This window comes from Longispora fulva (assembly GCF_015751905.1).
Taxonomy (GTDB): Bacteria; Actinomycetota; Actinomycetes; order Mycobacteriales; family Micromonosporaceae; genus Longispora; species Longispora fulva.
The window spans coordinates 4,716,923-4,743,683 of the sequence record NZ_JADOUF010000001.1; the positions used below are offsets into that span (position 1 = coordinate 4,716,923).

Genomic DNA, 26,761 nt, shown 5'->3' on the forward strand with positions numbered 1-26,761 from the left:
CACGACAACGGAGGAGAAACCATGCGTTTCCAGCGCCTCGCGGCCGTGGCCGCGATCGCAACGCTCGCCCTTTCCGTCGCGGCCTGCGGTAAGGACGGCACCTCGCCGTCCGGTGGAACCGACAACGCGGGTACCGGGGACAAGTGCGTGAGCTCGGGAGTGAAGTTCACTCCGGCCACGGACGTGAAGCTCACCGGCAGCCCGACCTACGACAAGATCAAGGCGGCCGGCAAGGTCGTCGTCGGCGTCAAGGCCGACCAGCCGAACCTCGGTTACAAGGACGCCGCCGGCAACCGGTGCGGCTTCGACATCGAGATCGCCCAGCTCCTCGCCTCGAAGCTGGGCGTGGACCCGGCGAAGATCGAGTACAAGGAGATCGCGTCCGCGAACCGGGAGACCGCGATCAAGGGTGGCGAGATCGACTACTACGTCGGGACGTACTCGATCACCGACAAGCGCAAGAACGACGTGAGCTTCGCCGGCCCGTACTTCGTGGCCGGCCAGGACCTGCTCGTCCGCAAGGACGACAGCTCCATCACGGGCAAGGACTCGCTCAAGGGCAAGAAGGTCTGCTCGGCGACCGGCTCGACCCCGCTGCAGCGGGTCCGGGACCAGAAGCTCACCGAGGACACCAACATCAGCGAGTTCAAGACCTACTCCGAGTGCGTCTCGCAGCTGCTCGACAAGAAGGTCGACGCTGTCACCACCGACGACGCGATCCTCAAGGGCTTCGCCGCCCAGGCTCCGGGCAAGCTCAAGGTCGTCGGCCAGCCGTTCAGCACGGAGAAGTACGGCATCGGCCTGCCCAAGGACGACAAGGCGCTGCGTGACTTCGTGAACGACGCCCTGGAGACCGCGCGCACCGACGGCACCTGGCAGAAGATCTACACCGGCACGTTGGGCATCTCCGGATCCACGGCGACCCAGCCCGCCCTCGAGCGGTACTAGTCCCAGCGGGGCCCGTGGCGCGTCCACGGGCCCCTCACCTCCTCACGAGGGTGCGATGAACGCCTTTCTGCACACGCTGACCGACAACTGGGACATCTTCTCCCGCGGCTTTGTCAACACGATCAAACTGTTCCTGGTGAGCGGGGTCTGCGCCCTGATCCTCGGGACACTGCTCGGCGCCGCGCGGGTCTCCCCGGTCCCGGCCCTGCGGGGCATCGGCACCGGGTACGTCAGCGTCGTGCGCAACACCCCGCTGACCCTGGTGTTCGCGTTCCTGGTGTTCGCGGCCCCCAAGGTGGGGCTGGAGACGGACTTCCAGACCGCGGCGTACATCGCGCTCACCGTCTACACGGCGGCCTTCGTGTGCGAGACCCTGCGGTCGGGCATCAACACCGTGCCGGTCGGGCAGGCGGAGGCGGCCCGCGCGATCGGGATGACGTTCGCCCAGGTGCTCACGCTGATCGTGCTCCCGCAGGCCTTCCGGACCGTCGTGCCGCCGATGATCAGCGTGCTGAACGCGATGCTGAAGAACACCACGGTCGCCGCCGGCTTCTCGGTGGTGGAGGCCGGGGCGATCCAGCAGTACCTGTCGGAGCGCAGCGAGAACCAGATGTTCGGGCTGATCTGGGTCACGATCGGTTTCCTTCTCCTCGTCGGCCCCCTGATCGGCGTCCAGCGCTGGCTCGAACGGAAATGGAAGGTCGCCCGGTGAGCTCCGTCCTCTACGACGTCCCCGGCCCGCGCGCCCGGCGACGCAACCGCATCCTCAGCGTCGCCGCGGTCATCGTCGTCCTGGCCGCCCTCGCGTGGGTGGTGTACCGGTTCTGGCAGACCGGACAGTTCGAGTCGCTGAAGTGGGAGCAGTTCACCTACAAGGCCATCCAGCAGCAGCTCGTCGACGGTCTACTCGCCACGCTCAAGGCCGCGGCGACCGGCGCGGTCCTCGCCCTGTTCTTCGGCGGCCTGCTCGCCGGGCTCCGGATGACCGGCATCCGCGCGATCGAGGTGCCGGCCACGTTCGTCGTGGAGCTGTTCCGGGCCATCCCGCTGCTGATCCTGATCTTCTTCTTCTACTACGGCCCCCTGGTGTACGGGCTGCACATCCCGAACTTCTGGGCCCTCGTCCTCGGTCTGACCCTCTACAACGGAGCGGTCGTCTCCGAGATCCTGCGGACCGGGATCGCGTCGCTCCCGCGCGGCCAGTCCGAGGCGGGGCTCGCGATCGGGCTCGACCGGGGCCAGCTGTTCTGGCTGATCCTGCTCCCCCAGGCCGTCCGCGCGATGCTGCCGTCGATCATCAGTCAGATCGTGGTGCTGCTCAAGGACACCGCGCTCGGGTTCATCATCACCTACCCGGAGCTGCTGTACGTGGGCAAGCAGATGGGCAGCCGGCTGGCGTTCGACCTGCCGTACGTGCCGTCGTACCTGGTGGTCGCGGCCGTGTACATCGGGATGTGCTCGCTGTTGTCGTGGTTCGCGAACTGGCTGAGCCGGCGGGGCCAGCGCCGCCGGGCCGGCAGGTCGTAGCGTTCCCCGGGCCCGGCTCCCCCACCGGGGGGCCGGGCCCTTCGCGTGCCTACCTCGGGGCGTTGAGGGTGTTCAGGGCCGCCTCGGAGCCGCGGTGCAGCGGCACCGGGGACGTCCGGCGGGCCTTGTCCAGGGTGATGTCCTTCGCCGAGGCGTTCACGGCCGCGAGCTTGTCCTTCGTGTCGAACAGCGTCTTCGTCAGCACGCAGGCCAGTTCGGCGTCCACGTCGTTCTTCACCAGCAGCAGGTTGGGCACGACGACGGCCGGGGTGTCGCCCTCGGTGCCGTAGGCGGCGGCCGGGATCGGCGCGACGTCGTAGACCGGGTTGACCGCCTTGAGCTTCGGGAGCAGCGGCGTGACGTCCAGCAGCTTGTACCTGCCCTTGCCGCTGGCGAACAGGTCCTTGAGCCCGGCTGCCCCGAGCCCGCTGGAGAAGATCAGCCCGTCGACGCTGCCGTCCTTCATGCCCTCGACGCTCTTGCCGAGCTCCAGGCGCTGGGCCTTCACGTCACCGGCCGCGAGCCCGGCCGCCGTGAACAGCCGGTTCGCGATCACCTCGGTCCCGGAGTTCGGCGAGCCCGTCGAGATGGACCGGCCCTTCATGTCCGCGATCGAGGAGATGCCGGCGTCGGCGCGCACCACGACCTGGGTGAAGTTCGGGTAGATCCGGGCCACGGCGGCGATCGGCTGCTTCTCCTTGAAGGAACCGGTGCCGTTGACCGCGTCGGCGGCAGTGTCGGCGAGGGCGAACGCGAGCTGGTACTTGCCCTCCACCAGCTGGGTGATGTTCTGCACCGACGCGCCGGTCTCGGCGGCGCTGGCCTTCACCCTGCCGCCGGTGGCCTCGGTGATCTGGGTGGCGTAGGCGTTGCCGAGCGCGTAGTACACCCCGGTGGTGTTGCCTGTGGCGATCCCGATCCGGGTCTCGCCGGCCACCTTGCAGGCCACGGCCGCCCCGGTGTCCTTCTTGTCCGTGTGCCGCTGCCCCCCGCATCCGCTCACGGCGACGGTGAGCGCGATCAGGAGGGTGAGTGGGCGTTTCATGCGTGGGCCTTCCGTCGTCGGATCACGTGGACGAGCACTGCGGCGGTCACGCAGGCCAGGCCCGCGCCGATGCTCGCCGGTTCGAGGTACAGGAGCAACAGGGCCGCGGCACCCGCCAGCAGCCGTTCGACCGGGTGCGCGGGGCCCAGCAGCCAGCCGCCGGTGGCCATCGCGAGGGCCGCCACCGCCAGGCAGGCGACCAGGGTGGCCCACAGGATGCCGAGGACCGGGCCCCGGGCCAGCAGGTATGCGCCGTGGTCGGTGAGCACGAACGCGAGCGGGGCGAGGAACGCCGGCAGGGCGTACTTGCCGGCCTGCCACATCGTCGGGATCACTCGCCCGCCGGTGATCGCCGAGGCGGCCACGGCCGCGAGCGCCGTCGGCGGGGTGACCTCGGACAGCACCGAGTAGTAGAAGACGAACATGGCGGCCTCGGGCGGGCTGACGTGCAGGGCGAGCAGCGCCGGCCCGATGATCACCCAGCCGATGATGAAGCTGGCGGTCACCGGCACCGCCAGGCCCAGCATCATCAGCGCGACCGCCGAGAACACCGCGGTCAGGGCCAGCACGCCCGTCGGGTCGTCCGTCACCGCCGCGGCGCCCTTGACCAGGAGCTCCGCGAGTTGCGGGCCGAGCCCGGTCTTCGTGGTCATCGCCGTGATCACCCCGGCGGCGGCGCACACGGCGGCGACCGGGAGCACGCCACGGGTACCGGTCGCCAGGGTCTCCGCGAGTCTCCGGTGGCCGATCCGGCGGGTCGGGTCGAGGAAGCTGAGCGCGAAGGCGAGCAGGGTGGCGTACACGACCGCCCGGGGAGCCGACAGGTCCATGGCCAGGAAACCGACGATCGCGAACAGGGAGGCGAAGTGGTAGCCGAACCGGGCGAGCAGCCGGCCGGCTGACTGGCCGTCGAACGCCACCGGACGCACGCCGAACTTGCGCGCGTCGATCTCGACGGCGAGCAGGATGCCCAGGTAGTACAGCAGGGTGGGGATCGTGGCCCAGAGCAGGACCTGCAGGTAGGACACCCGCAGGTACTCGGCGATGATGAACGCCGCCGCGCCCAGCGTCGGAGGGGACAGGATCGCGCCCACCCCGGCCGCCGCGAGCATGCCGCCGGCGTTCTCCGCCGGGTAGCCGGCCCGGCGCAGGATCGGCCAGGTGACCGCCCCGACGCTGACCGCCGTCGCCGCGCCGGAGCCGGAGACCGTGCCGAGCAGGAAGCCGCTGGCCACGGCCGTGCGGCCCGGCGCGGTACGCGACCGGCGGAACGCCGCCACCGACAGGTCCACGAAGAACCTCCCCGCACCGGAGGAGTTGAGCACCGCGCCGTAGAGGGTGAACAGCACGATGTAGCTGGCGCACACGTCCAGCGGGGTGCCGTAGAAGCCGCTGGACGTGTTGTACAGCGCGTCGACGATCTGGTCGAAGTCCATGCCTGCGTGGGCGATCGCCCAGCTCTGGGGCAGGTAGCCGCCGTAGTAGGCGTAGCCCAGGAACGCCAGGCAGACGACGGGCAGCACCCAACCGGTGGTCCGCCGGCAGCCCTCCAGGATCAGGACCAGCAGCAGGCCGCCCATGACCGTGTCGAGCGTGGACAGTGAGCCCTGCCGGTCCAGGAACGCGTCGAACCCGGTCGCGACCGGGTAGAGGCACACCACGAACGCGGCGGCGGCCAGGACGCCGTCGAGGGACCTCGGACCGAACCCCCGGTAGCAGACGAAGACGAGCGGCAGCACGCCGGCCAGGAAGAGCATCAGGAAGTACTGGTTGCCCTGCGGCACCGGTAGGAACACCTGGGCCAGCACGAACACCGACACGATTCCGGCTACTGTGGACACGGCGATCCGTGGCCAGCCGGTCAGTTCCTCGGCCGGTCTCTCGTCCTCGAACCGGGCCGCGAGCGCATCGACGGCATCGCCGGTGATCGCAGTCTTCCCTTGATCGTCTAGGGTCGATACGCTGTCCCCCGCGTCACCGGGCGGACTCGGACTGTTATCGACGGACATAGCCGGCAACAGTACTACAAACAATCCATGGAGTGGCATCCATCGTTTACTGTGCTCGGTGGCGGATATGAGGGGAGCTTCTTCGGTGCGCAGAGCGGCAGGGTCCCCCAGACTGCGCTCGATCCGGCTCCAGCTCCTGCTGCCGATCCTCATCTCCACCCTCGGCCTCGGCGCGCTCGGCACCCAGCAGACCAGCACGGCGCTGGCCGCCGAGGACGACGCCGTCCGCGCGCGGGTGCTCGCCGGCACCGCCACGGCCACCGTCGGCCTGATCCACGAGCTCGAGCGCGAGGTCGCCGAGACCGGCGCGCTGCGGCTGCGCAACGGGCACATGGCCGATCAGATCGTCACCACCCAGCGGCGGCGCACCGACGCGGCCCTCGCGCGGTACCGGGCGGCGACCCGGCTCGACGTGCCCGAGCTGTTCAGCCCCGTCACCACGGCGGACAACGCCCTCGCCGGGCTGCCCACCACCCGCGGGCAGGCCCTGGGCGGGGCGGGCGAGCAACGGGTCGCCGACCAGTCCTACCGTTCGGTGCTCACCCTCCTGCTCGCCGTCGCCGAGGCGCTGCCGGCCCTGATCGACGATGCCACGCTGGCCACCAAGACCCGGGCCATCGCCGCGCTCGCCGCCGCCGGGCACCTCGCGGCCGAGGAGCGCGACCTGCTGCGCGGCGTGTTCACCCGGGGGGCGTTCGCGCCCGGGGAGCTGTCCACCCTCGCGGCGCTGGTCGGGTCGGCCGAGGCTCGGCAGGCCGAGTTCTACCGGGTGGCCGACGACGGCGGGCGGGCGACGTACGACCACACGGTCAAGGGGCCCGACGTGGACGTCGCCCGGGCGCTGCGCGACGACGCGCTCACCGGCGACCAGACCCCCGACCGGCTCAGGGTCGACCCCGACGCGTGGTACGTGGCGCAGACCCAGCTGTTGCGCCGCCTCTACACCGTGCAGATCTCCCTGGCCACCGACCTCGACGACGCGGCGTACGCGCGGCAGGAGGGCGCCCGGCGGAGCACCGTCCTCACGCTCGCCCTCACCGGGGCCGTCGCCGTGCTCTCCGTCCTCGCCGCGCTGATGCTGTCCGCCAAGACCGCGCGCCGGCTGCGCCGGCTGCGCCGTGCCGCGCTCAACGTCGCCACCGAGTCGCTGCCCGCCGCGATCGCCGCGGTGTCCGTGGCCACCGAACCGGGCGTCGTCCGCGACACCCACCTCGCCGTCGCCTCGGCCACCGACTCGTCGCTGACCGCCGGGTTCGACGACGAGATCGGGCAGGTCGGCGGCGCGTTCGGCACCCTGCACCGCCAGGCCCTGCGGCTGGCGGCCGACCAGGCGCTGCTGCGCATCGACGTCGCCGCCACCCTCGTCGCACTGTCCCGGCGCGGCCAGGCCCTGATCAACCGGCAGCTCCAGCTCCTCGACGACCTCGAACGCACCGAGTCGGACCCCGACACCCTCGCCCAGCTCTTCGCCCTCGACCACCTGGCCGCCAGGATGCGCCGCAACGAGGAGAACCTGCTGCTGCTCGCCGGCGGGGAGCCCGGGCGGCGGTTCTCCCAGGTCGAGCTGCTGGAGGACGTGGTGCGGGCCGCCGCGGCGGAGATCGAGGAGTACCCGAGGGTGGACACGTCCGACCTGGCCGGGCTGGCCATCGTCGGCGCCGCCGTCGCCGACCTCGTGCACCTCCTCGCCGAGCTGCTGGAGAACGCCGCGACCTTCTCCCCGCCCGACAGCCGGGTGTCGGTCACGGCCCGGCAGTCCATCGACGGCGTGGACATCACCATCTACGACCAGGGCATCGGCATGGCCGACAACTCCCTGGTCGAGGTCAACGCCCGGCTCGCCCAACCGGCGGCCCTCACCGCGGCCCTCGCCGGCACCATGGGCCTGCTCGTGGTGGCCCGGCTCGCGGCCCGCCAGGGCATCGAGGTTACGCTGCGCAGCCACACCGGTAACGGAACCGCCGCACTGGTCCGGGTGCCCAACGGCCTGCTCGCGCCGGTCACGGGCCTGCGGCCCAGGACGGCCCCGTCCGGTCCCGTCGCCCGAGCCTTCCTCCGCCCACCCGAACCCGACCACGCCGCCATCGATCCCGAGGAGATCCGCTCCCGGCTGTCCAGCCTGGCCATCGGCATCAGCGCCGCGGCAGGCCACCTGTCCCCTCACCCAGGAAGAGCCGACCTTGACTGATCGCCAGAACCTCGACTGGCTGCTGACCATCTTCGCCGAACGGGTGCCGGACATCGCGCACGTGCTCGTGGTCTCCGTAGACGGGCTCGCGCTGGCCACCTCCGCCGGCCTGCCCACCGACCAGACCGACCAGTTGGCCGCCGTCACCAGCGGGCTGACCAGCCTCACCCTCGGCGCGGCCCGGTTCCTGTCCGCCGGCCGGGTCCGGCAGTTCGTCGTCGACATGGACGGCGGAGTGCTGCTGCTGATGGCCATCGGGGACAAGGCGCACATCGCCGTCCTCGCCGCGCCCGGCTGCGACCTCGGCCAGATCGGCTACGAGACCGCGATGCTCGTGCAGCGGGTGGCCACGGCGCTGGCCCCCGAGGTTCGCTCGTGACCGCCGCGCACCCGCGGGTCGGGGCGTGACCGCCGCGACCGGGGGCCGCCGGTGATCGGCCGCCGGGGAGTTCTCCTCGGTGCGTTGGCGTTGGCCGGGTGCGCCGGACCCGGCTCCGCGCCCACCCGACGCAGCCACCAGCTCTTCCTCGCCACCGGCAACACCACCGGGGTGTACTACCAGCTGGGCGGCGGCCTGGCCGACCTGATCAGCCAGTACGTGCCCGGGTACGAGGCGACGGCGGAGCCCACCGGCGCGTCCGTGGAGAACATCGGGCGCGTCGTGCGGGGCGACTCCGACCTGGCGTTCACGCTCGCCGACACGGCCGGCGACGCGGCCACCGGCAAGGGACCCTTCGAGGGCAAACCGCAGCCGATCCGGGCGCTGGCGAAGCTGTACCTCAACTACACCCAGGTCATCGCGCGGGTCGGCAGCGGCGTGCACAGCCTCGCGGACATGCGCGGCAAACGGATCTCGACCGGCAGTCCCCGGTCCGGCACCGAGGTGATCGCCCTGCGGCTGCTGGCCGCCGCCGGGATCGGCCCCGACGAGTTCACGGCGCAGGCGCTGTCCCTGCCGCAGACCGTCAAGGGCATGCTCGCCGGCACGACCGACGCGATGGTGTACTCGAGCGGGCTGCCGGCCAGCGGCATCACCGAGCTGTTGACGTCCGCGCCGGGGAAGGCGGAGTTCCTGTCCCCGAACGGGGTGCTCGCCAAGCTCACCGCGCAGTACGGGGACGCGTACACCGGGACGACCATCCCCCGGGGCGCCTACAACCTGCCGGCGGACGTGGCCACCATCGGGGTGCCGAACCTGCTCGTGGTCCGCGACACGATGCCGGAGGCCCTCGCCCACGACCTGACCAAGCTGCTGTTCGATCGGCAGAAGGACCTGACGAAGGTGCACCCGGAGGCCGGGAACATCGACCGGTCGACGGCCGGGTCGACGGCCCCGGTGCCGTTGCACCCGGGAGCGGCGCGGTTCCACGCCGGACGGTGAGGTCAGGCCACCGGCGCTGCCGGATCAGGCCCCGGCACGCTGCCGATGTGCCGAGGCTGCCGGGTCGGGGACCACTCGTAGCCGTCTGATTTATCGGGCTATCTCACTGACCCGGGACTCGCGGACGACGGTGACCCGGATCTGGCCCGGGTAGGTCAGCTCGTCCTCGATCTGCTTGGCCACGTCGCGGGCCAGCACCGCCGCGCCGATGTCGTCGACGTCGTCGGGGCGGACCATCACCCGGATCTCGCGGCCGGCCTGCATCGCGAACACCCGCTCCACGCCCAGCTGGCTGCTGGCGATCTCCTCGATCCGCTCGAGGCGCTTGACGTACACCTCGAGGCTCTCGCGGCGGGCGCCCGGCCGGCCACCCGAGCACGAGTCCGACGCCTGGGTCAGCACCGCCTCGATCGTCTGCGGCTGCACCTCGTTGTGGTGCGCCTCGATCGCGTGCACGACCTCCTCGGACTCCCCGAACCGCCGGGCCAGGTCCGCGCCGATCAGCGCGTGGCTGCCCTCGACCTCGTGGGTGAGCGCCTTGCCGATGTCGTGCAGGAACGCGCCCCGCTTGATCAACTCGGGGCGCAGGCCCAGCTCCGCAGCCATCAGACCGGCGATGTGCGCGGTCTCGACCAGGTGCTTGAGCACGTTCTGGCCGTAGGAGGTGCGGTAGCGCAGCCGGCCCAGCAGCTCCACCAGTTCCGGGTGGATATTGGTGATCCCGACCTCGACCAGGGCGTCCTCGGCGGCCCGCTGGCAGAGCTTCTCCACCTCGTACCGCGCCAGGTCGTGGACCTCCTCGATCCGGTGCGGGTGGATCCGGCCGTCCAGCACCAGCTTCTCCAGGGTGACCCGGCCGATCTCGCGGCGCACCGGGTCGAAGCACGACAGCAGCACCGCCTCCGGGGTGTCGTCGATGATCAGGTTGACCCCGGTCACCGACTCGAACGCCCGGATGTTGCGGCCCTCCCGGCCGATGATCCGGCCCTTCATCTCGTCACTGGGCAGGTGCAGCACGCTCACGACGCTCTCGGCCGTCTGCTCGCTGGCCACCCGCTGGATCGCCTCGACCACGATGTGCCGGGCCCGCTGCTCCGCCGTGTTGCGCGCGTCGGACTCGATGTCGCGGATCAGCACGGCCGCCTCACGCTTGGCCTGCACCTCGATCACCCCGACGAGCTCCGTCTTCGCCGCCTCCGCCGTCAGACCGGCGATCCGGGACAACTCCCGGCGACGCTCCTCGTCGGCCTCGGCCAGCGCGACCTCCTGAGCCCCGACCTCGGACTCCCTGGCCTCCAGGTCGGCCTCCGCTACGGCGATCCGCCGGTCCCTGGCCGCGAGCCGCTCCGCCTCCTCGCCGAGCCGGCGCTCACGCTCGTCCAGCCGGTTGAGCCGCTGCTCCACGTCCGCCAGCCGCTCGTTGAGCTGCGTCGTGCGCCCCTCGACGGCCTGCTCGGCCTCCCGCCGGGCCCGGGCGGCTACATCGCCGGCCGCCTGCTCTGCGAGCGCCTGGGCCTGGGCCACCATCCGCTCGGCCTCCAGGCGGGCCTTCTCCACCACGCTCTCGGACTCGCGGCGGGCCTTCTCCACCGCGGTCTCCGACTCCTGCCGGGCCCGCTCCGCCACCCGTTCGGCGTCGAGCCGGGCCCGCTCGGCCGCCCGCTCGGCGTCCGCGGCGACCCGCGCGGCTTCCTCCTCGGCCCGGGACCGCAGCCGGGTGGCGACCTCGTTAGCCTCCACCTTGGCCGCCTCGACCAGCCGCCGGGCCGCGGCACGGGCCTCCGTGGTCTCGGCCTCCAGCACGGCGCGGGCCTGCTCGGCCTCGACATCCGCGCCGGCGTGGGACCCGCGAGCGGCTCCGGGGGCCAGGTTGCGCACCATCCGGGCCACGAGCATCAGGCCGACCACGACGATCAGGGCCAGGGCGGCGACCGCCCCCACCACTACCCCGACGGTCGTCATGGCCTCATCCTCCCGTGCACACCGGATCCGGCGCAGTCGCTGGGTCGAGAAGGTCCGGGCACGCCATGTGACCCGCCGGACCGGACTGCGCGGGGCAGCACGAATGACGGGCGCCGCACGCTGATCGTGCCACGCCAAGGCTTGAGGTTCGCGGTGGGGCGACCCTGGACTTGTGGGTGTGTGGGGCGTTCTCTATGGCGCGGATAACCCGCAGTACTCGGACGTTCTTCTCGTTGTTACTGCCGAGGCTAGGTCGAAATGGCTACTCCGGTCAAGAAACCATGATCGGACCCGTTTTGAACGCCGGAGTGGGCCACATCCATGTTGTGTTCAGCCCCAAGAGGTCAGATGTCCCCGAGATGGCTGTCCTCCATCGCGTCCGGGTCAAAGTCCGCTTCCTGTCCAGCCTGCTCAAGGGCCTCCTTGACCACCCGGAACGCCAACCCCGGCGGATAGCCTTTCCGGGCCAGCGCGCCCACCACCTTGCGCAGCACCGCCTCCGACGACCCGGTGACCGACCGCAACCTGCGGGCCACGAACTCCCGCGCCGTCGCCTCCTCCGTCTCCGGGTCCAACTCCTCCAACGCCTCGCCGATGGTGTCCGAATCGACTCCCTTGCGGCGAAGCTCCTGCCCCAACGCCCGCCGGGCCAGGCCACGCCCGCGATGACGGGTACTCACCCACTCCCTCGCGAAGGCGGCGTCATCGATGAGGCCGACCTCGTCGTACCGGTCGAGCACCGCTGCCGCGGCGTCGTCGGGGACACCGCGCTTGGCGAGGGCCGCCGCCAGTTCCGAACGGGTCCGGGGGCGGTCGTTGAGCAGCCGCAGGCAGATGGCGCGGGCGGCCTGTTCCGGGTTCTTGGCGATCTCCAGGCGGGCGGCTTCGGCGCGGTCGAGGGCGGCTTGGGCGCGTTCCTCGGGGGTTTTGCGGGGGCGGGGGTCGCGGGGGCGGGACTCCCTGGGCTTGGGCTCTCTGGGTTTCCTGGGCTTGGGCTCCTCGGGTTCCCTCGTGCTGGATCCCCAGATCCTGGGCTCTCTGGTTCGGGGGTCGCCGGTTCGGGGGTCGCCGGCCCGGGCTTCACGGGCTCGCGGATCGCCGGGGTCGTGGGCTGGACGTCCGATGCGGGGCCGCGTTGAGGCGTCGGCCGAGTCGAACGACGGCGACTCCTGGTGGCCGTGGTAGGCGGGGTGCCAATCGGAGGCCGCCGATGCCGGGCCCGCTCCACTGTCCGCGTCCGGATGCCCAGGAACGTCGTCGGGATCGGACGCGTCAGCGCGGCTGCCGAATGTCTGCCACGGACCGGACGAGGTCACCCGGGGGCTGTCGACCGCTCCCCCGGTCTGTCCCTTCGCCCGCTTCTTGGCACCCAACCCACCGCCCCGGGACAGGCCGCCCCGTCGGTCGCCGAACGAGGACCGGGCACCGTCCCCGAACGGTCGCCCGATCCGGGCGGACGGATCGTCAGGATCGGCCGGGCCCTCGGCGGGGGCGACCTGTGCGGTGTCGCGCCCCGGCGGTGGGGCCGAGGCTCTGGCTGCGCGGGTCGAACGGCGTCGGGAGGCGCGGCCGTCGTCCTCCAGAGGCTGGTCGGACCAGGGCAGGACCCGACCGGTCCCCCGGCTGATGCCGTCGGGGCCGGGGGGCGCCTCGGTGGCGGGGGACGGCAGGTCCGCGGCGCGCATGAGTCGGAGGCCATCGAGCGGTGGGACCGGTCGTCCGGTGGAGAGACTTTCGGAACTCGCCTCACCGGCACCGCCAGGAACAAGCCTCGCGGAACCTTCCCCGCCAGCACCACCGTCAGAAACAGGGCTTACGAAACCCGCTCCACCAGCACCTTCAGGGACAGCCCCCGGAGCACCCTCGCCACCAGCACGGCCAGGAACGCGGGCAGGGGAACCCTCCCCACCGGCCCGGTCGGAACGACCCTCATCGCCAGCCAGCCAAGGAGACTCCGGTCGCGCGTGACCGGCCGGCACGGAAACCTGGAGGCCCGGCCACGGATCCGGACCGTCGTCGACCACATCGCGCTCCCACCAGCCCGCACCCACCGGAGGCGGTGCGGGGGTGCCGCGAGCAGCGGAGTCGGACGGCGCGGGCGCACCCTCATCGAGGACGCGCCCGTCACCGTCGGAGAACGACTCAGATCCCGGACGCCGCGCGGGCCGCGAGCTGGACGCGGGAGGATCGTCGGGCCGGGACACGGTCAGAAGTCGACCGGCGGGGCCGTGACGGCGTCGGCGTCGAGGACCGCCCCGACGCCCAGCTTCTCCTTGATCTTCTTCTCGATCTCGGCGGCCACGTCCGGGTTCTCGCGGAGGAAGTTCCGCGCGTTCTCCTTGCCCTGGCCGAGCTGGTCGCCGTCGTACGTGTACCACGCGCCGGACTTGCGGATGATGCTCTGCTCGACACCGACGTCGATGAGGGAGCCTTCGCGGCTGATCCCCTTGCCGTACATGATGTCGAACTCGGCCTGCTTGAAGGGTGAGGCCACCTTGTTCTTGACGACCTTGACCCTGGTCCGGTTGCCGACGACGTCGGTGCCGTCCTTGAGGCTCTCGATCCGGCGGATGTCGAGGCGGACGGAGGCGTAGAACTTCAGCGCCTTACCACCGGTCGTGGTCTCCGGCGAGCCGAACATGACGCCGATCTTCTCGCGGAGCTGGTTGATGAAGATGGCCGTGGTGCCGGAGTTGCTCAGGGCGCCGGTGATCTTCCGGAGGGCCTGGCTCATCAGGCGGGCCTGGAGGCCGACGTGGCTGTCGCCCATCTCGCCCTCGATCTCGGCGCGGGGCACGAGGGCCGCGACGGAGTCGATGACGATCAGATCGATCGCGCCGGAGCGGATCAGCATGTCGGTGATCTCGAGCGCCTGCTCACCGGTGTCGGGCTGCGAGACGAGCAGGGCGTCGGTGTCGACGCCGAGCGCCTTCGCGTACTCCGGGTCGAGGGCGTGCTCCGCGTCGATGAACGCCGCGATGCCGCCGTTGGCCTGCGCGTTGGCGATCAGGTGCAGGGTGAGGGTGGTCTTACCGGAGGACTCCGGACCGTAGATCTCCACCACGCGACCGCGCGGGATGCCGCCGATGCCCAGGGCGATGTCCAGGGCGATGGAACCGGTCGGGATCACCGCGATGGGCTGCGCCGTCCTGTCGCCCAGTCGCATCACCGAGCCCTTGCCGAACTGCTTGTCGATCTGCGCGAGGGCCAGATCGAGCGCCTTCTCACGGTCCGGACCTGCTGCCATCGCCGTCACCCCTGTAGTCGCCGTCTTCGCGGTCGCTCGCTTGTTCACGCTGACACCGTAGGCGGCGGGTCTGACATTTCTTCCCCCGACCCGCCTGCCACGAGTAAGCACATTAGCCGAACACGTGTTCTATTCAAGTCGCGACACGGAGATTGCTTCCGCCAACCCCTGCAAAAGCTAACAAAAGCCCCAGAAAAGTGGCACAAGATCAGCGAAGTTTCGCCGGTACCCGGTCCGGATACGCCGCGCACACGGCCCGCCAGACGGTGACCGTGGCCACGCCCCTGGCCAGCGCCTCGCGGATGGTCAGCCCGTCGAGCTGGGTGATGTTCTGGTCGGCGGCGACGCTCTCGGCGTACGTCGCGCCGAACACCTGCTCCAGCCGCTGCCAGAAGTCGGTCTGTCTCACGCACCGACCCTAACAGCGGGGCGGACCCGCAACGCCAGGGCGAGTACCGGCACGGCGCACGCGGCGGCCAGCACCGCCAGTACCGGGTAGCCGGCGATCTGGACCACCACGCCGCCGAGCGCACCGGCACCGGCGCCGGACAGGCCCATCACGAGGTCCGACAGGCCCTGGGCCGCAGGGCGGCGGGCGACGGGGACGGACTCCACGAGCAGCGTCGAGCCGCCGATCATCGTGCACGACCAGCCCAGGCCCAGGGTGAACAGGCCGGCGGCGAGCTGGGGGGTGCCGTGGTCGGCCGTGCCGGCGATCGCGCACGCTGCCAGGAGCAGGCCGAGGCCGGTGAGGATGACGGGGCGGCGGCCGAACCGGTCGGTGGCGAGGCCGACGAGGGGACTCAGGGCGTACATCCCGGCGATGTGCAGGCTGAGCACGATGCCGACGATGCTCAGGACGTCGCCGTGGTCGATGCCGGGGGTCTGGCCGATGTAGATGGGGGTCATGGACATCACGCCGACCATGACGAGGTGGCCGACGGCGGTGGCCGCGAGGCCGAGGCGGGCGGCGGGGATGGCTGTGACCAGACGGAACGCCGCCCGCATTCCGAACCGGCGCTCGACGGCGGGTGCCCGGTCGGCCACCGGGGCGAAGTCGTCGGCCAGGGCGGTTCCGGAGGAGGCCGCGCCGAGGCCCGGAGCCTCCTCGCCATCAGCCGGGGCGGAACCGCCGGAGGCCGGGGCGGCGCGCGGCCCGGGCGGCGCACCACCGAAGACAGCCGGAGCCACGCCGGACCCGCCCGAGCCCGGCGCAGAGCCCACCCCGGCCAGCGCCGGCGCCGCCAACTCCCGCGCCACCAGCAGCGGATCCGGCCGCAGCAATGCCCAGATCAACACCCCGGCCAGCAGGAACGCCATCGCGCTGAACACGAACGGCCCCGCCAGTTCCGGCAGGTCCACCCAGTACCTGCGGAGCAGCGCGTCCGCCGGGCGGGACAGGTTCGGCCCCGCCACCGACCCGATCGTCGTGGCCCAGACCACGATGGACAGCTGCCAGCCCCGCCGGGCCGGGTCGGCGAGGTCGACGGCGGCGTACCGGGCCTGCAGGTTGGCCGCCGTGCTCCCGCCGAAGCAGAACATGCCGAGGAACGCCAGCGGTCCGGACTCCAGTACTGCCGCGGCGACGACGAGGAGGGCTCCGAGGGTGCCGACGGAGTAGCCCAGCAGAAGCCCCGGGCGGCGGCCGGCGCGGTTCATCAGCCGGGTCATCGGGATGGCCAGCAGCGCGCCGCCGACGACGGCCCCGCTCTGGGCGAGGCCGGACAGGCCGGGGCCGCCGGTGAGCCGCGCGGTGAGCAGGGCGCCCACGGCGATGCCGATGGCGACCCCCACGCCCCCGATCACGTTCGTGATCATGAGTAGGCGGAGGGTGCGGCGCTGGACCCGAGCGGTGTTCACGTCTGCGATCCTCGCACGGCCAGGATCAGACACTGCGCCTCCCTGACGTGGGCGTGACGGCCGTCAAGATGGCGTCAGCCAGTGGGGCGACCTGCGCGTCGGCGAGGCCACTGATCGTGATCCGGACCGCCGGCGGGCTCAGCTGCCGGTACGCGGCCCCGGCCGCCACCGCCCAGCCGGCGTCCCGCAGGCGCGCGACCGCTGTCGTCTCGTCGGGGACGGGCAGCCAGACGTTGATGCCGCTGCGGCCGTACCCGTCGAGGCCGCGGTGGGACAGGGCGGTCAGGAGCTGGGCGCGGCGCGCGCGGTAGACGGCGCTGGCCTCGCGCACCGCCACGGCGGCCGGACCGGAGCCCCACAGCTCCAGGACCGCGTGCTGCAGGACCGTGGACACCCAGCCCGCGCCGAGCCGGAGCCGGCCGGACACCCGGCCGAGGGTCGCGGCGTCCCCGGCGACGACGGCGAGCCGCAGGTCGGGGCCGTAGGCCTTGGACACGGAGCGGATGTACGCCCAGGCCGGGGTGACCCCGGCGAGGGCGTGCAGCGGCACGTCGTCCAGGTCGCCACAGTGGTCGTCCTCGATGACCAGCACGTCGGCGTGCGCGGCGAGCAGCACCCGCAGCGCCGCCGAGCGTTCCGGGGTCAGGGCCGCGCCGGTTGGGTTGTGCGCGCGGGAGGTGACCACAAGCGCGCGCACTCCGGCGGCGAGCGCCGCGGCCAGCCCGTCGAGGGTCGGCCCGGCCTCGTCGACCGGCACCGGCACGATCCGCAGGCCCATCGCGGCGGCGAGGTCGAGCAGGTTGGCCCAACCCGGGTCCTCCACGCCGACGGCGTCGCCAGGGCTGAGGTGGGCGACGAGCAGGCGTTCGATCGCGTCGAGCGCGCCGCTGGTCACCACGATCTCCTCGGCGGCGATCCCGTCGAGGGCCAGCCGGTCGCTGGCGGCGGCCGCCAGCTCGGGCAGCACGCCGGCGTCGCGGTAGCTGACCGGGGCCGGCGCGATTCTGGCCAGGACCGGGCCGAGCCGGGGCAGCAGGTCCAGGTTCGGGGCCCCGGAGGAAAGATCGACCACATTCTCGGGTACCGGGAGCACCTGCCCGGCCCGCCCGCCCACCGCCGGCCGGTCCCGGACCCTGGTCCCGTTCCGCCCGGCGGTCTCCACGACCCCGCGCTGCCGGAGCGCCGCGTACGCCGAGGAAACCGTCGCCGGGCTCACCCCGAGCTCGGCCGCGAGCCCCCGGATCGGTGGCAGTGGCGCGCCCACCGGCAGGGCACCCGTGCGGATGCCGGCCTCGACGCTGGCCGCGATGGAGACGGCACTGTCCCCGCTGAACTGATAATGTACTGGCACAGTTAAAGGATTGTACTAGAACAAAGGTCGTGCCATGAGTCGGACCCTCCCCCTGCGCAAGTCGATCAGGTTCACCGACGACCGCGCCGTCCTGCACCGCACCCTCGACGAGGCGGACGTCGCCCACCTCGCCCTCGTCGTCGACGGCGAGCCCCGAGTGCTGCCCATGTTCCACGTCCGGGTCGGCGAGCGGGTCTACGTGCACGGCTCGACCGGCGGCCGGTTCGGGCTGGAGGCCCGGGACCGGGAGCTGCGGCTGTGCCTGTCGGTGACCATCGTCGACGGGCTCGTGCTGGCCAAGAACCAGTTCAACCACTCAGCCAACTACCGGTCCGTCGTCGTGCACGGCGTCGCGGAGGTCGTCACCGACCCGGTCGAGCGGGACGTCGCGTTCGCCGCGTTCATGGAGAAGGTCGCCCCCGGCCGGGCCGCCGACTCCCGGCCGCCGAACCCGAAGGAGCTGGCCCAGACCACCCTGATCGCCCTCGACCTGGCCGAGGCAACGGTCAAGGTCCGCGCCGGCGGCCCGGTGAACGAGCCCGAGGACGCCGACCTGCCGTACTGGTCCGGCGTCGTCCCCATCGTCACCACCCGGCTCGCCCCGGTGTCGGAGACCGGCGAGGAACCGCCCGCGTACCTCGCGGCCACGCCCTGGCACCACGCCGCCACGATGACCGGTGAGCGACTTCGCCTGGAAGCCCTGCACGTCGGGCACGCGCAGGACCTCTTCGAGGCCGGGGCCGACCCCGAGGTGTGGCCGTGGCTGTACGCCACCCAGCCGCGCACCGTCGAGGAGATGGCCGACCTCATCGCCGGGGCCGTCGCCGACCAGGAACGAGTCGCGTGGGCCCAGATCGACACCGCCACCGGCCGCGCCATCGGCACCACGTCCTACTACCAGGTCGACCCGCGCAACCGGAGCGTCGCGATCGGGTACACCTGGCTGGGCAAGCCCTGGTGGCGGCGCGGCTTCAACACCGAATCCAAGCTGCTGATGCTGCGGCGCGCCTTCGACGACCTCGGCGCGCTCAAGGTCACCTGGCACACGGACAACCGGAACAACCGGTCCCAACAGGCCATCGAACGCCTCGGCGCGAAGCTCGAAGGTGTCATCCGTCACCATCGGGTCCGGCCGGACGGCACGCTGCGCGACACATACTGGTACGGCATGACGGCCGACGAGTGGCCCGAGGCGCGGACCCGCTTGGAGGGCTGACATGTTCGGTGTGACCGACCTGTGGACGTACGTCCTCGGCGCTTTCCTGATCGTGCTGCTCCCCGGCCCCAACTCGCTCTACGTCCTGGCCACGGCGGCCCGGCACGGCGTGCGCGCCGGGTACCGGGGCGCGGCCGGCGTCTTCGTCGGCGACACCGTGCTCATGGTGCTGTCGGCGGCCGGGGTGGCGTCGCTGCTGCGGGCATACCCGCCGGCGTTCCTGGCGGTGAAGTACGCCGGAGCGGCCTACCTCGCCTTCATGGGGCTGAAGATGGCGTGGGGCGCGGTGCGGTCCTGGCGCGCGCCGGCCTCCGAACCCGTCGCGGAGGTCGTTGAGGAGACGCCCCGACCGTTCCGCCGGGCGCTCACCGTCAGCCTGCTGAACCCGAAGGCGATCCTGTTCTTCGTGTCCTTCTTCATCCAGTTCGTCGACCCGGGCTACGCGCACCCGGCGCTGTCCTTCGCGGTGCTCGGCGCGATCGTGCAGGTGTTCAGCCTGGCGTACCTGAGCACGCTGATCTTCGGGGGCGTGCTGCTGGCGGCGCAGTTCCGGCGTCGGCGGCGGTTGTCGGCGGTGCTCGCCACCGGGGCTGGGGTGTTGTTCCTGGGCTTCAGCGCGAAACTCGCCACGGCTTCGCTGTAGCCGCGGGGGTTCCGGCCGGCGCGCCCCGCAGAATAGACGCGTGACGGGCAGCGGTCTCCTCGAGGTGCTCGCCCGGCCCGGGCAGGGCTGTCAGGTGCTGTACGTCAGCACCCTGCCCGACCTGGCCGCGGCGATCGCGCCGCTGGGCGCGGCCGGGTACACCGTCGGGGTCCGCGACGGCGACACCCCGACCGCCGAGCGGCGCGTGTTCGCCCGCAGGCCGCCCGACGTCCTGGCCACGACGCCCGAGTCGCTGTACCTGCTGCTCACGTCGCGGGCGCGGGTCGGGCTGACGACGGTGCGGACCGTGGTCCTGGCAGGGCCGGGGACCGCGCCCGGTCCGGTGTCCGGGGCCGCGCCCGGGGCGGTGTCCGCGACGAAACGCGGTGCGCATCTGGCCCTGTCCCTGGAACGCCTCGACGTCCTGCTCCCGGCCCCGGTCCGCCGGATCGGCCTTCCGGCGTCACCGCCGGGGCACCGGCCCGAGGTGACGGTCGAGGCACCGGTCATCGACATCGCCGGCCGGATCCGCGACCTCACCCGACCCGGGCCGCCGGCGACGTGCGCGGCACCCCACCACAGGGCCGGGGCCGCCCACCCGAACACCGTCGAGGCCTCGATGGCCACCGTCGTGTTCGTCGCGACCCGCGAGGAGGCCGAACGCCTGGCAGCCCGCCTCAACGAGGACGCCAGGCTCGAGAACGCCATGCTCAACGACCCCAGGCTCGTGGGCGCCCTGCCCACCGGGGACCCCGCCCGGGCCCACCACGGCGCGATGGCCCGCGGGCCGCGCGCCCGGGCCGTCGCGGACCTCCGCGCCGGCCGGCTCGCGATCCTCGTCGCCACCGGCACCCCGGAACTCGGCCTCGCCCCCGGCTCGGTCGACCTCGTCGTGCAGGTGGGGACCCCACCGACGGTCGAGGGGGCCGCACACCGGCTCGGCCTGGGTTCCCGGGCCGTCCTCCTCCCCCGCGACCCGGCCGACCTCCTGGCGGCCACGGCCCTCGTGGACCTTCTCGGATCCGGCACGACGACCGGCGAGCCAGCACCGGGCCACCTCGACGTCCTCGCCCAGCAGGTCACCGCCATGGTGGCCATGGACGACTGGACCGTCCCGGACCTCGGGGCCCTGATCCGCCGCGCCGCCCCGTTCGCCGGCCTCCCGGCAGGAACACTGCACGCGGTCCTGGACCTCCTCGCCGGCCAGCACCCGGCCGTGCCGGCCCGCCTCACCTGGGACAGGGACGCCGACACCCTCACCGCCCGGCACGGCGCACACCGACTCGCGGTGCGGGCGGGCCGCGACCGGACGACGGTCCCCGTCCTGCACGGCGACACCCGGATCGGCGAACTCGACGAGAACCCGACCGCCACCCCCGGCGACGTCCTCCTGCTGGGCTCGGCCCCCTGGAGAATCGAGGAAACCACCCCGAGACGGGTACTCGTCACCCCCGCACCCGGCCACCCCGCCCACCCTCCGACGTGGTCGGAGCCCGCCCAGGCCCGTTGCACGGCACTCGGCAGAGCGGTCGGCGCCTACACCAGAACCTTCACCAACGCCCGGTCCGTGTCCGGGCTGACCTCGCAGGCAACCGAGGTTCTCGCCGCGCACATGGCCGAACGTCGCGCGGCGGGCCCCGTCCCCGACGACCGGACCGTCGTCCTCGAACGGCACCGCGACGACGACGGCTGGCACCTGACTCTCCACAGTGTCCTGGGCGGTCGGGTCAACGCGGCCTGGGCGCTGGCCCTGACCGCGCGTCTCCGGGCCCGCCACGCCCTGGACACCCCGGTGACGGCCACGGACACCACCGTCGTACTCGACCTGCCCGACATGGTCGACGCCCGGCCCACCGGGGACCTGTTCCTGTTCCGCCCCGACGAGATCGCCTCCGTCGTGTCGGACGCGATCGGCACGTCGGCGCTGTTCGCCGACCGGTTCCGCGAGTGCGCGGCCCGCGCTCTGCTCCTGCCGGACCCCGACCCCGGGCGGCCCCGGCCCGCTGGGCACCTCCGGCACCGCGCGGCGGAACTGTGGGCCGCCGTCCGCGACGACCCGGGCTTCCCGATCACCCAGGAGGCCACCGACGAGTGCCTCGCCCTCCTCGACGTGCCAGCCCTCACCACCCTGATGGCCGACCTGACCGCCGGCCGGGCCCGCCTCCTGGACACGACGACACTCCCCGGCGTCCCCTGCCTCACTTCCCGTTCGGGTCCCGACACCCAACCCGGGTCCGGCCGCGACCGACGAGTGGTGGGGCCGCGCGATCCGGCGGGCCGGGCCGTTTCCGGGCGGGCACTCGCGGCGTTCCTGCCCGGCTGGCAGGGCGTCGGGTCCGGCGCGGTCGGCACCGACGGCCTACTCGAGGCGGTACGCCGACTCCAGGGATGCGTGCTGCCCGTCGCCGACCTGGAGAGCCGGGTGCTCCCCGCCCGCGTCGACGGCTACACCCCGGCCCTGCTCGACGAGCTGTGCCTCGCCGGGGAGCTGGTGTGGGCCGGCCACGGCGACGGCCGCGTGGCCCTGTACCTGCCGGAGGACGCCCCGCTTCTCCTGCCCCCGGCCGGCCCGGTGCCGCCCGGTGCCGTGCACGGGGCGATCCTGGCCGCCCTGGCCGACCGGGCACTGTTCCTGCCGGCCCTCGTGACGGCGGTCGCGGCACGGGTCACGACGCCCGAACCCGACGACCTCCCCGCGACACCCCGACCCGACAGCCTCGCCTCGGCCGTCCAGCGCGCGCTCCTGGACCTGACCTGGGCCGGGCACGTCAGCAACGACACCCTCGCCCCGGTTCGCCGCGGGGGCCGGACGGTCGCACCGGGGCGGTGGTACCGGCCGGTCCGCGAGACCGACCCCGGCCGGCTGGCCGCGGCACAGGCCGACCTGCTGCTGCACCGTTACGGGGTCCTGGCTCCCGCGTCGATCTCAGAACAGGCTCTGCTGGACGCGCACCCGACCGCGCGGCCCGGCCACCACGTCACCTGCCTCGGGGTGAGCCCGGGCGTCGCGGCCAGGCCCCACACCTCCGCCGGTCCGGAGGTCACGGCCGGTCCAGAGGCCCCGGCCGGTCCCGGCCCGGTGCAGTACGCACTGCCGGGGGCGCTCGTCCCGCTGCGGTCCGCGCCGGCCGGGTCGGCGGTCGTGCTCGCGGCGTGCGACCCGGCGAATCCGTTCGGCGTGCTGCTGCCCTGGCCGGACCATCCGCATCCGACGGGACCGGAGCGGCGGGCGGGGGCGGTCGTCGTGCTCGTCGGCGGGCGGCTCGTCCTGCACGTGGACCGTGAGGTCCTGCGCTTCACGGCGGACGCGTCGATGCTGGCGACCGCGAACCGTCTCCTGGGATCTGGGCCCGTGACGGGTGGCTGACGCCGGGGCCGAGTGCGCCGACTGCTGCTGATGCCGGGTTAGTCAGTGTTCGTAATCAAATGAGGTTTTTGGTGTCAGGGTTTCACGCTGACGCCTCGCCGACTATGGTGTAACCGGTAATCGCTCAACACTGGTGTCGGAGGAATACGATGATCAAGCTCGGTTCGGTCGTGCTGGACTGTCCCGACCCCGCGGCCCTCGCCGGGTTCTACGCGGAACTGCTGGACTGGAAGGTCACCGCCACCAGGGACGACTGGGTCACGGTCAGCGACGGCGGCGTCGAACTCTGCTTCCAGCAGGTCGCCGACTTCCGGGCCCCGAGCTGGCCGGACCCGTCCTCGCCCCAGCAGTCGCACCTCGACCTCACGGTCGCGGACCTCGACGCCGGCGAGGCGAAGGCGCTCGGGCTGGGCGCGCGCCCGCTGGACGCGCCGAAGGACCGGGGCTGGCGGGTCTACGCGGACCCGGCCGGCCACCCGTTCTGCCTGTGCGCCGAGTAGGTCCTAGAGGGTCTCCGCCGGGGCCGGCTCCGTCGTCGGGGCCGGCCGCCGCACCCACCGGCGGCCGAACACCAGGATCACCGGCAGCGTGCACACCAGCGGGCCGAGGATCGCCAGCGGCCGGGCCGCCCACCACAGCGCGTCGGGCGGCACCCGGTCGTCGAGTTCCTGGCCGAAGATCCAGCCGATGAACCGCGAGATCGCCATGCCGGTGGTGTGGAACAGGAACAGCGGCAGGGCGAAGCGGCTCATCACCTCGGTGAACCAGGTCCAGCGTCGCCGTTCGAGCAGGACCTCCATCGTCGGGCGGGCGACCTCGACCACCCCGACCTGGAAGAGCAGCAACGCGACGATGACGAAGGTCGGCGGGGCCATGTTCGACCACTTGTCGCCGGGAACCCCGACCATCGAGCCGGGGTAGAGGCCGGAGAACACCATGCCGACCAGGCCGAACAGCCCGATCCACAGCAGCGACCAGTCGATCCTGCGCGGGGCGTCGACCACCTGGCGGTAGAAGAATCCCGCCTGGTGGGCCAGGCCCCACACGATGACCAGGTTGGCCCAGCCGGCCCACTCGAAGTGGTACCGGAAGCGCAGGATGTCCATGCACATCGCCAGGCCGCCGAGCCAGACCAGGACCAGCACCCCGAACCGGCGGTGCAGCCACAGCGCGACGGGCAGCAGCACGATCAGCATCAGGTAGACGGCGAGGAACCACAGCGGGCTGACCACCAGCTTGACGGCCTGCATGATCCATTTGAGGCCGTACGCGCCCTCCAGGGCCCAGCCGAGGGCCACCCAGGTGACCAGCAGCGCCAGGGCCGGGATCGCCAGCTGTTTCACGCGCTTCCAGACAAAGCCCCCCAGACCCTCGCCCCTGGTCCGGGCGCGGAGCCAGGACTTCAGGTGGACGTACCCCCCGATGTAAAAGAAAAGGGGCATCACCTGGAGCAGCCAGGTGAAGATCCACAGGCCGGTGGTGAAGCGCAGCGGGCTCGTCGCGTGCGGCCCGTCCACCCGCCACCGGATGATCGTGAACGCCCAATGCCAGACAACGACGACGATCAGGCTGAAGCCCCGGAGGAAATCGACGTAACGGTTGCGTTCCACGGGGGTGTCAGTCGCCACTGATACCTCACTTTCGCCTGGCCGGCGGGGTAGTGTGCCCCTCAGTATGGACCTTCTTGTACGTGTAGAGGCGCCCCTCACATCCCCGTCCCGCCCCCGGCTGCAGGCCGCGCTCGCGGGAAGTGTCGCGCTGCTCGCCGGCACCGCCGTCATGGTCAGCATGACCCTGCCCTCGTGGGCGTACCCGCTGTGGAACACTGCCATGGCCCTGGTCCTGCTCGGCGGCGCGCTCGCTGTAGGCCTGACTCCGGCCCGGCTCGGCATCACCGTCAAAAGGCGCACCGTGATCGTCGCGACCATCGGCGTCCTCGCCGTCGTCGCGGTCTACGCGATCGGCCTCGCCCTCCCCGCCACCCGCGCGGCCTTCCACGACAACCGGGCCGCCGGCCTGGGCGTCGGCGGTCTGGCCTGGGCGATGCTGGTCCGGGTCCCGTTCGGCACGGTGCTGATCGAGGAGCTGGCCTTCCGAGGGGTCCTGCCGGCCCTGATGGGCGCCGACGGCCAGACCTGGCGCTGGCAACCGGTGCTCGGCGCGAGCGCGCTGTTCGGGCTGTGGCACTTCTTCCCCGCCCTGCACCTGGCCCAGCACAACCAGGCCGTGCACGCCCTGCTCGGCTCGTCCGGCACCGTGATCGCCCCGCTGGTGGCGATGCTCGCCGCGATGGGCGCCGGCGTGTTCCTGTCCGCTTGGCGACACGCGGGCCGGGGTTTACTCGCCCCGTTCCTGTTCCATACCGCGACGAATGCCGGCGGATACATGCTCGCGTGGATTCTGCTGCCCTCGTAGCGGTCGCCCCCTCCTGGTAGGTTGTCGTGCCACACCACTCACACATTCAGCAGGAGACCCGGTGAACTCCCTGGTCATCGCAGTACTGCTCGCCGTCGTCGCCGCGCTACTGATCGTCGTGGTCGTGGTGGTGCTGGCCGCCCGTCGGGCCGCGCGTGCGCACCAGGCAGCCGACGCCGCGACCCTGGCCCGGGCGGCGGCCGTCGACCCCCTCGCCGACCTCGGAGCGGACGCCGCACTGGGCGACCCGCGCCGGCTCGGCCCGGGCGACACGGTGGAGATCCGCGGCCACGCGTACGTGGTGCGCGGCTCCCTGCACATCACCGAGGGCTCCTGGTCGTGGAAGGAACACCTGCTCGGCGACGCCGAGACCAGTGACCTGTGGCTGTCCGTCGAGGAGGACCCGGACCTGATCGTCGTCCTGTGGACCGACGTGCGGGGCGCGACCGTCACGCCCGGCCCGGCCACGGTGGACCTCGACGGCCGGCGCTACGCCTCGGACGAGTCCGGCACGGCCCGCTACACCGGCGTCGGCACCACCGGGCTCGACCCGGCCGGCACCCTCGCCTACCACGACTACAAGGCCGGGGACGCCCGGCTGTCCTTCGAGCGGTACGGCACGTCCGGCACGTGGGAGGTCGCCCGGGGCGAGAAGCTGCACCGGCACGAGCTGCGGGTGTTCCCCCGGTCATGATCACGACGATTCCGGTGCCCTACGTGGACACCAACGCCGCCGCCCTGTCCTTCACCCTCGGCGGCCCGCTGCTGCCGGCCCTGGACACGCTGTACCTCGAGGTGCCCGACGCCCGGCTCGAGCTGCGGCTGCTCGGCGCCTCGCACCAGGCGATCCTGGACACCCCGGCCGGCCGGCTGATCGAGACCGTGGCCTGCCTGCCCGACCGGACCGAGCCGCTGCCGGACGAGTGGGAGGACGCCGGGTACAGCTTCCGCTCCGAGATCCGGGTCCTCGACCCGTGGCGGCTGCGGCACCTGCGCACCAAGCTGGGCTCCACCCGCAGCGCCCTGGTCGGCATGTTCCCCGGCTCGCCCGACGCGCTGACCGCCCTGTTCGCCACCGCCACCGCCGACGGCGTCCGCTGGCGCACCTGGCACTCCTACCCGCAGACCGGCGAGCTGGCCGTGACGTCCACGACGGTGAAGGTGACCCGATGAGGAAGTGGTACATCGTCGCGGGCATCGCCGCCGTCGTCGGGGCCCTGCTCGGCGGGATCGCCCTGTTCGGCGGCTCCGCCTCGCCCCGGGGGTACGTGGCCAGGTCGTTCAGCCGCTCCACCGCCGACGACCTGGACAGCGCCCAGGCCTACCGTTCGACGAAGGCCCCCAGCGCCGTGGCCGCGATGATCCGGGGCAAGTGGAAGCCGGCGGAGGAGTTCGCCGACGCCAGCGGCTACTACCTGCGGTACTCCGACGACGTGGTCGCCGTCTTCCCCAACGGCACGGGCAGCCTGATCCGGGTCGAGGACTCCGACCGGGCCTACCGGCGCTACCACTCCCACGTCGGCGGCTACTGGGGATTCACCACCGGTCAGGGCGAGGCCGGCCGCGGTGGCGGTCCCGGCAGCGGCAAATGAAGGGACTTCC

Annotated in this window: 23 protein-coding genes; 14 read left to right on the plus strand and 9 right to left on the minus strand. The window is 72.3% G+C overall.

Features of this window, described 5'->3' with window-relative positions:
* The first annotated feature begins 21 nt into the window (after positions 1-21).
* From IW245_RS20965 to IW245_RS20975, 3 genes are read left to right on the plus strand one after another with little or no spacing between them, the layout of a single operon-like run.
* Positions 22-948 (plus strand): glutamate ABC transporter substrate-binding protein, encoded by a 927-nt coding sequence (locus IW245_RS20965; RefSeq protein WP_197004871.1) that lies wholly within the window; start codon positions 22-24, stop codon positions 946-948.
* A gap of 55 nt (positions 949-1,003) precedes the next feature.
* Positions 1,004-1,660 (plus strand): amino acid ABC transporter permease, encoded by a 657-nt coding sequence (locus IW245_RS20970; RefSeq protein ID WP_197004872.1) that lies wholly within the window; start codon positions 1,004-1,006, stop codon positions 1,658-1,660.
* A complete protein-coding gene (locus IW245_RS20975) occupies positions 1,657-2,475 on the plus strand; it encodes an amino acid ABC transporter permease (protein ID WP_233473044.1) in 819 nt (272 codons plus the stop codon). The genes IW245_RS20970 and IW245_RS20975 overlap by 4 nt, the downstream gene beginning before the upstream one ends.
* Positions 2,476-2,524: 49 nt before the next feature.
* Here the strand turns inward: IW245_RS20975 and IW245_RS20980 are convergent, their stop codons facing one another.
* Entirely contained in the window at positions 2,525-3,520 is a 996-nt protein-coding gene (locus tag IW245_RS20980; protein WP_197004874.1) for a TAXI family TRAP transporter solute-binding subunit, read from the minus strand.
* A complete protein-coding gene (locus tag IW245_RS20985; RefSeq protein WP_231398880.1) occupies positions 3,517-5,529 on the minus strand; it encodes a TRAP transporter permease in 2,013 nt (670 codons plus the stop codon). The genes IW245_RS20980 and IW245_RS20985 overlap by 4 nt, the downstream gene beginning before the upstream one ends.
* An 85-nt stretch (positions 5,530-5,614) precedes the next feature.
* Between IW245_RS20985 and IW245_RS20990 the strand changes: the two genes are divergently transcribed.
* The 3 genes from IW245_RS20990 to IW245_RS21000 are packed head-to-tail and all read left to right on the plus strand — an operon-like array spanning position 5,615 to position 9,098.
* Entirely contained in the window at positions 5,615-7,717 is a 2,103-nt protein-coding gene (locus IW245_RS20990) for a sensor histidine kinase (protein ID WP_197004876.1), read from the plus strand.
* Entirely contained in the window at positions 7,710-8,096 is a 387-nt protein-coding gene (locus IW245_RS20995) for a roadblock/LC7 domain-containing protein (protein ID WP_197004877.1), read from the plus strand. Before IW245_RS20990 ends, IW245_RS20995 begins: the two co-directional genes overlap by 8 nt.
* 51 nt (positions 8,097-8,147) lie before the next feature.
* The gene (locus tag IW245_RS21000) at positions 8,148-9,098 is read left to right on the plus strand and encodes a TAXI family TRAP transporter solute-binding subunit (RefSeq protein WP_197004878.1); all 951 of its coding nucleotides are present in this window, start codon (positions 8,148-8,150) and stop codon (positions 9,096-9,098) included.
* Between the two features lie 90 nt (positions 9,099-9,188).
* Here the strand turns inward: IW245_RS21000 and rny are convergent, their stop codons facing one another.
* The 6 genes from rny to IW245_RS21030 form a co-directional block, all read right to left on the minus strand.
* A complete protein-coding gene (gene rny, locus IW245_RS21005) occupies positions 9,189-11,060 on the minus strand; it encodes a ribonuclease Y (protein WP_197004879.1) in 1,872 nt (623 codons plus the stop codon).
* A gap of 344 nt (positions 11,061-11,404) precedes the next feature.
* On the minus strand, positions 11,405-12,088 hold the full coding sequence (locus IW245_RS42290) for a regulatory protein RecX (protein ID WP_372445309.1): 684 nt from the start codon (positions 12,086-12,088) through the stop codon (positions 11,405-11,407).
* Between the two features lie 1,178 nt (positions 12,089-13,266).
* On the minus strand, positions 13,267-14,307 hold the full coding sequence (recA, locus tag IW245_RS21015; protein WP_197008616.1) for a recombinase RecA: 1,041 nt from the start codon (positions 14,305-14,307) through the stop codon (positions 13,267-13,269).
* Between the two features lie 208 nt (positions 14,308-14,515).
* Complete coding sequence (locus tag IW245_RS21020; RefSeq protein WP_197004881.1) at positions 14,516-14,716, minus strand: DUF3046 domain-containing protein; 201 nt, start codon at positions 14,714-14,716, stop codon at positions 14,516-14,518.
* Positions 14,713-16,125, minus strand: a complete 1,413-nt coding sequence (locus IW245_RS21025; protein WP_197008617.1) for an MFS transporter — start codon at positions 16,123-16,125, stop codon at positions 14,713-14,715. Before IW245_RS21025 ends, IW245_RS21020 begins: the two co-directional genes overlap by 4 nt.
* 67 nt (positions 16,126-16,192) lie before the next feature.
* Positions 16,193-17,518, minus strand: coding sequence for an aminotransferase class I/II-fold pyridoxal phosphate-dependent enzyme (locus tag IW245_RS21030; RefSeq protein WP_197004882.1), 1,326 nt, complete (start codon positions 17,516-17,518; stop codon positions 16,193-16,195).
* A 34-nt stretch (positions 17,519-17,552) separates the two neighbouring features.
* Here IW245_RS21030 and IW245_RS21035 point away from each other — a divergent pair, with 34 nt between their 5' ends.
* From IW245_RS21035 to IW245_RS21050, 4 genes are all read left to right on the plus strand, one after another.
* The gene (locus IW245_RS21035) at positions 17,553-18,734 is read left to right on the plus strand and encodes a bifunctional pyridoxamine 5'-phosphate oxidase family protein/GNAT family N-acetyltransferase (RefSeq protein WP_197004883.1); all 1,182 of its coding nucleotides are present in this window, start codon (positions 17,553-17,555) and stop codon (positions 18,732-18,734) included.
* Between the two features lies 1 nt (position 18,735).
* On the plus strand, positions 18,736-19,377 hold the full coding sequence (leuE, locus tag IW245_RS21040) for a leucine efflux protein LeuE (protein WP_197004884.1): 642 nt from the start codon (positions 18,736-18,738) through the stop codon (positions 19,375-19,377).
* Between the two features lie 40 nt (positions 19,378-19,417).
* Positions 19,418-22,744 carry an Lhr family ATP-dependent helicase gene (locus IW245_RS42295; protein ID WP_197004885.1) on the plus strand — a complete coding sequence of 1,109 codons (3,327 nt, stop codon included), beginning with the start codon at positions 19,418-19,420 and terminating at the stop codon, positions 22,742-22,744.
* A 149-nt stretch (positions 22,745-22,893) separates the two neighbouring features.
* Positions 22,894-23,244: a VOC family protein gene (locus tag IW245_RS21050; protein ID WP_197004886.1), complete on the plus strand. Its 351-nt coding sequence runs from the start codon at positions 22,894-22,896 to the stop codon at positions 23,242-23,244.
* Positions 23,245-23,247: 3 nt separating this feature from the next.
* Here IW245_RS21050 and IW245_RS21055 read toward each other — a convergent pair whose 3' ends face one another.
* Complete coding sequence (locus IW245_RS21055) at positions 23,248-24,372, minus strand: acyltransferase family protein (protein ID WP_197004887.1); 1,125 nt, start codon at positions 24,370-24,372, stop codon at positions 23,248-23,250.
* A 46-nt stretch (positions 24,373-24,418) separates the two neighbouring features.
* Here IW245_RS21055 and IW245_RS21060 point away from each other — a divergent pair, with 46 nt between their 5' ends.
* From IW245_RS21060 to IW245_RS21075, 4 genes are all read left to right on the plus strand, one after another.
* Positions 24,419-25,159, plus strand: a complete 741-nt coding sequence (locus IW245_RS21060; protein ID WP_197004888.1) for a CPBP family intramembrane glutamic endopeptidase — start codon at positions 24,419-24,421, stop codon at positions 25,157-25,159.
* Positions 25,160-25,220: 61 nt separating this feature from the next.
* Positions 25,221-25,853 (plus strand): DUF4178 domain-containing protein, encoded by a 633-nt coding sequence (locus IW245_RS21065; protein ID WP_233473045.1) that lies wholly within the window; start codon positions 25,221-25,223, stop codon positions 25,851-25,853.
* On the plus strand, positions 25,850-26,332 hold the full coding sequence (locus IW245_RS21070) for a DUF2617 family protein (RefSeq protein ID WP_197004890.1): 483 nt from the start codon (positions 25,850-25,852) through the stop codon (positions 26,330-26,332). The genes IW245_RS21065 and IW245_RS21070 overlap by 4 nt, the downstream gene beginning before the upstream one ends.
* Complete coding sequence (locus tag IW245_RS21075; protein WP_197004891.1) at positions 26,329-26,751, plus strand: DUF4247 domain-containing protein; 423 nt, start codon at positions 26,329-26,331, stop codon at positions 26,749-26,751. The genes IW245_RS21070 and IW245_RS21075 overlap by 4 nt, the downstream gene beginning before the upstream one ends.
* Positions 26,752-26,761 lie beyond the last annotated feature (10 nt).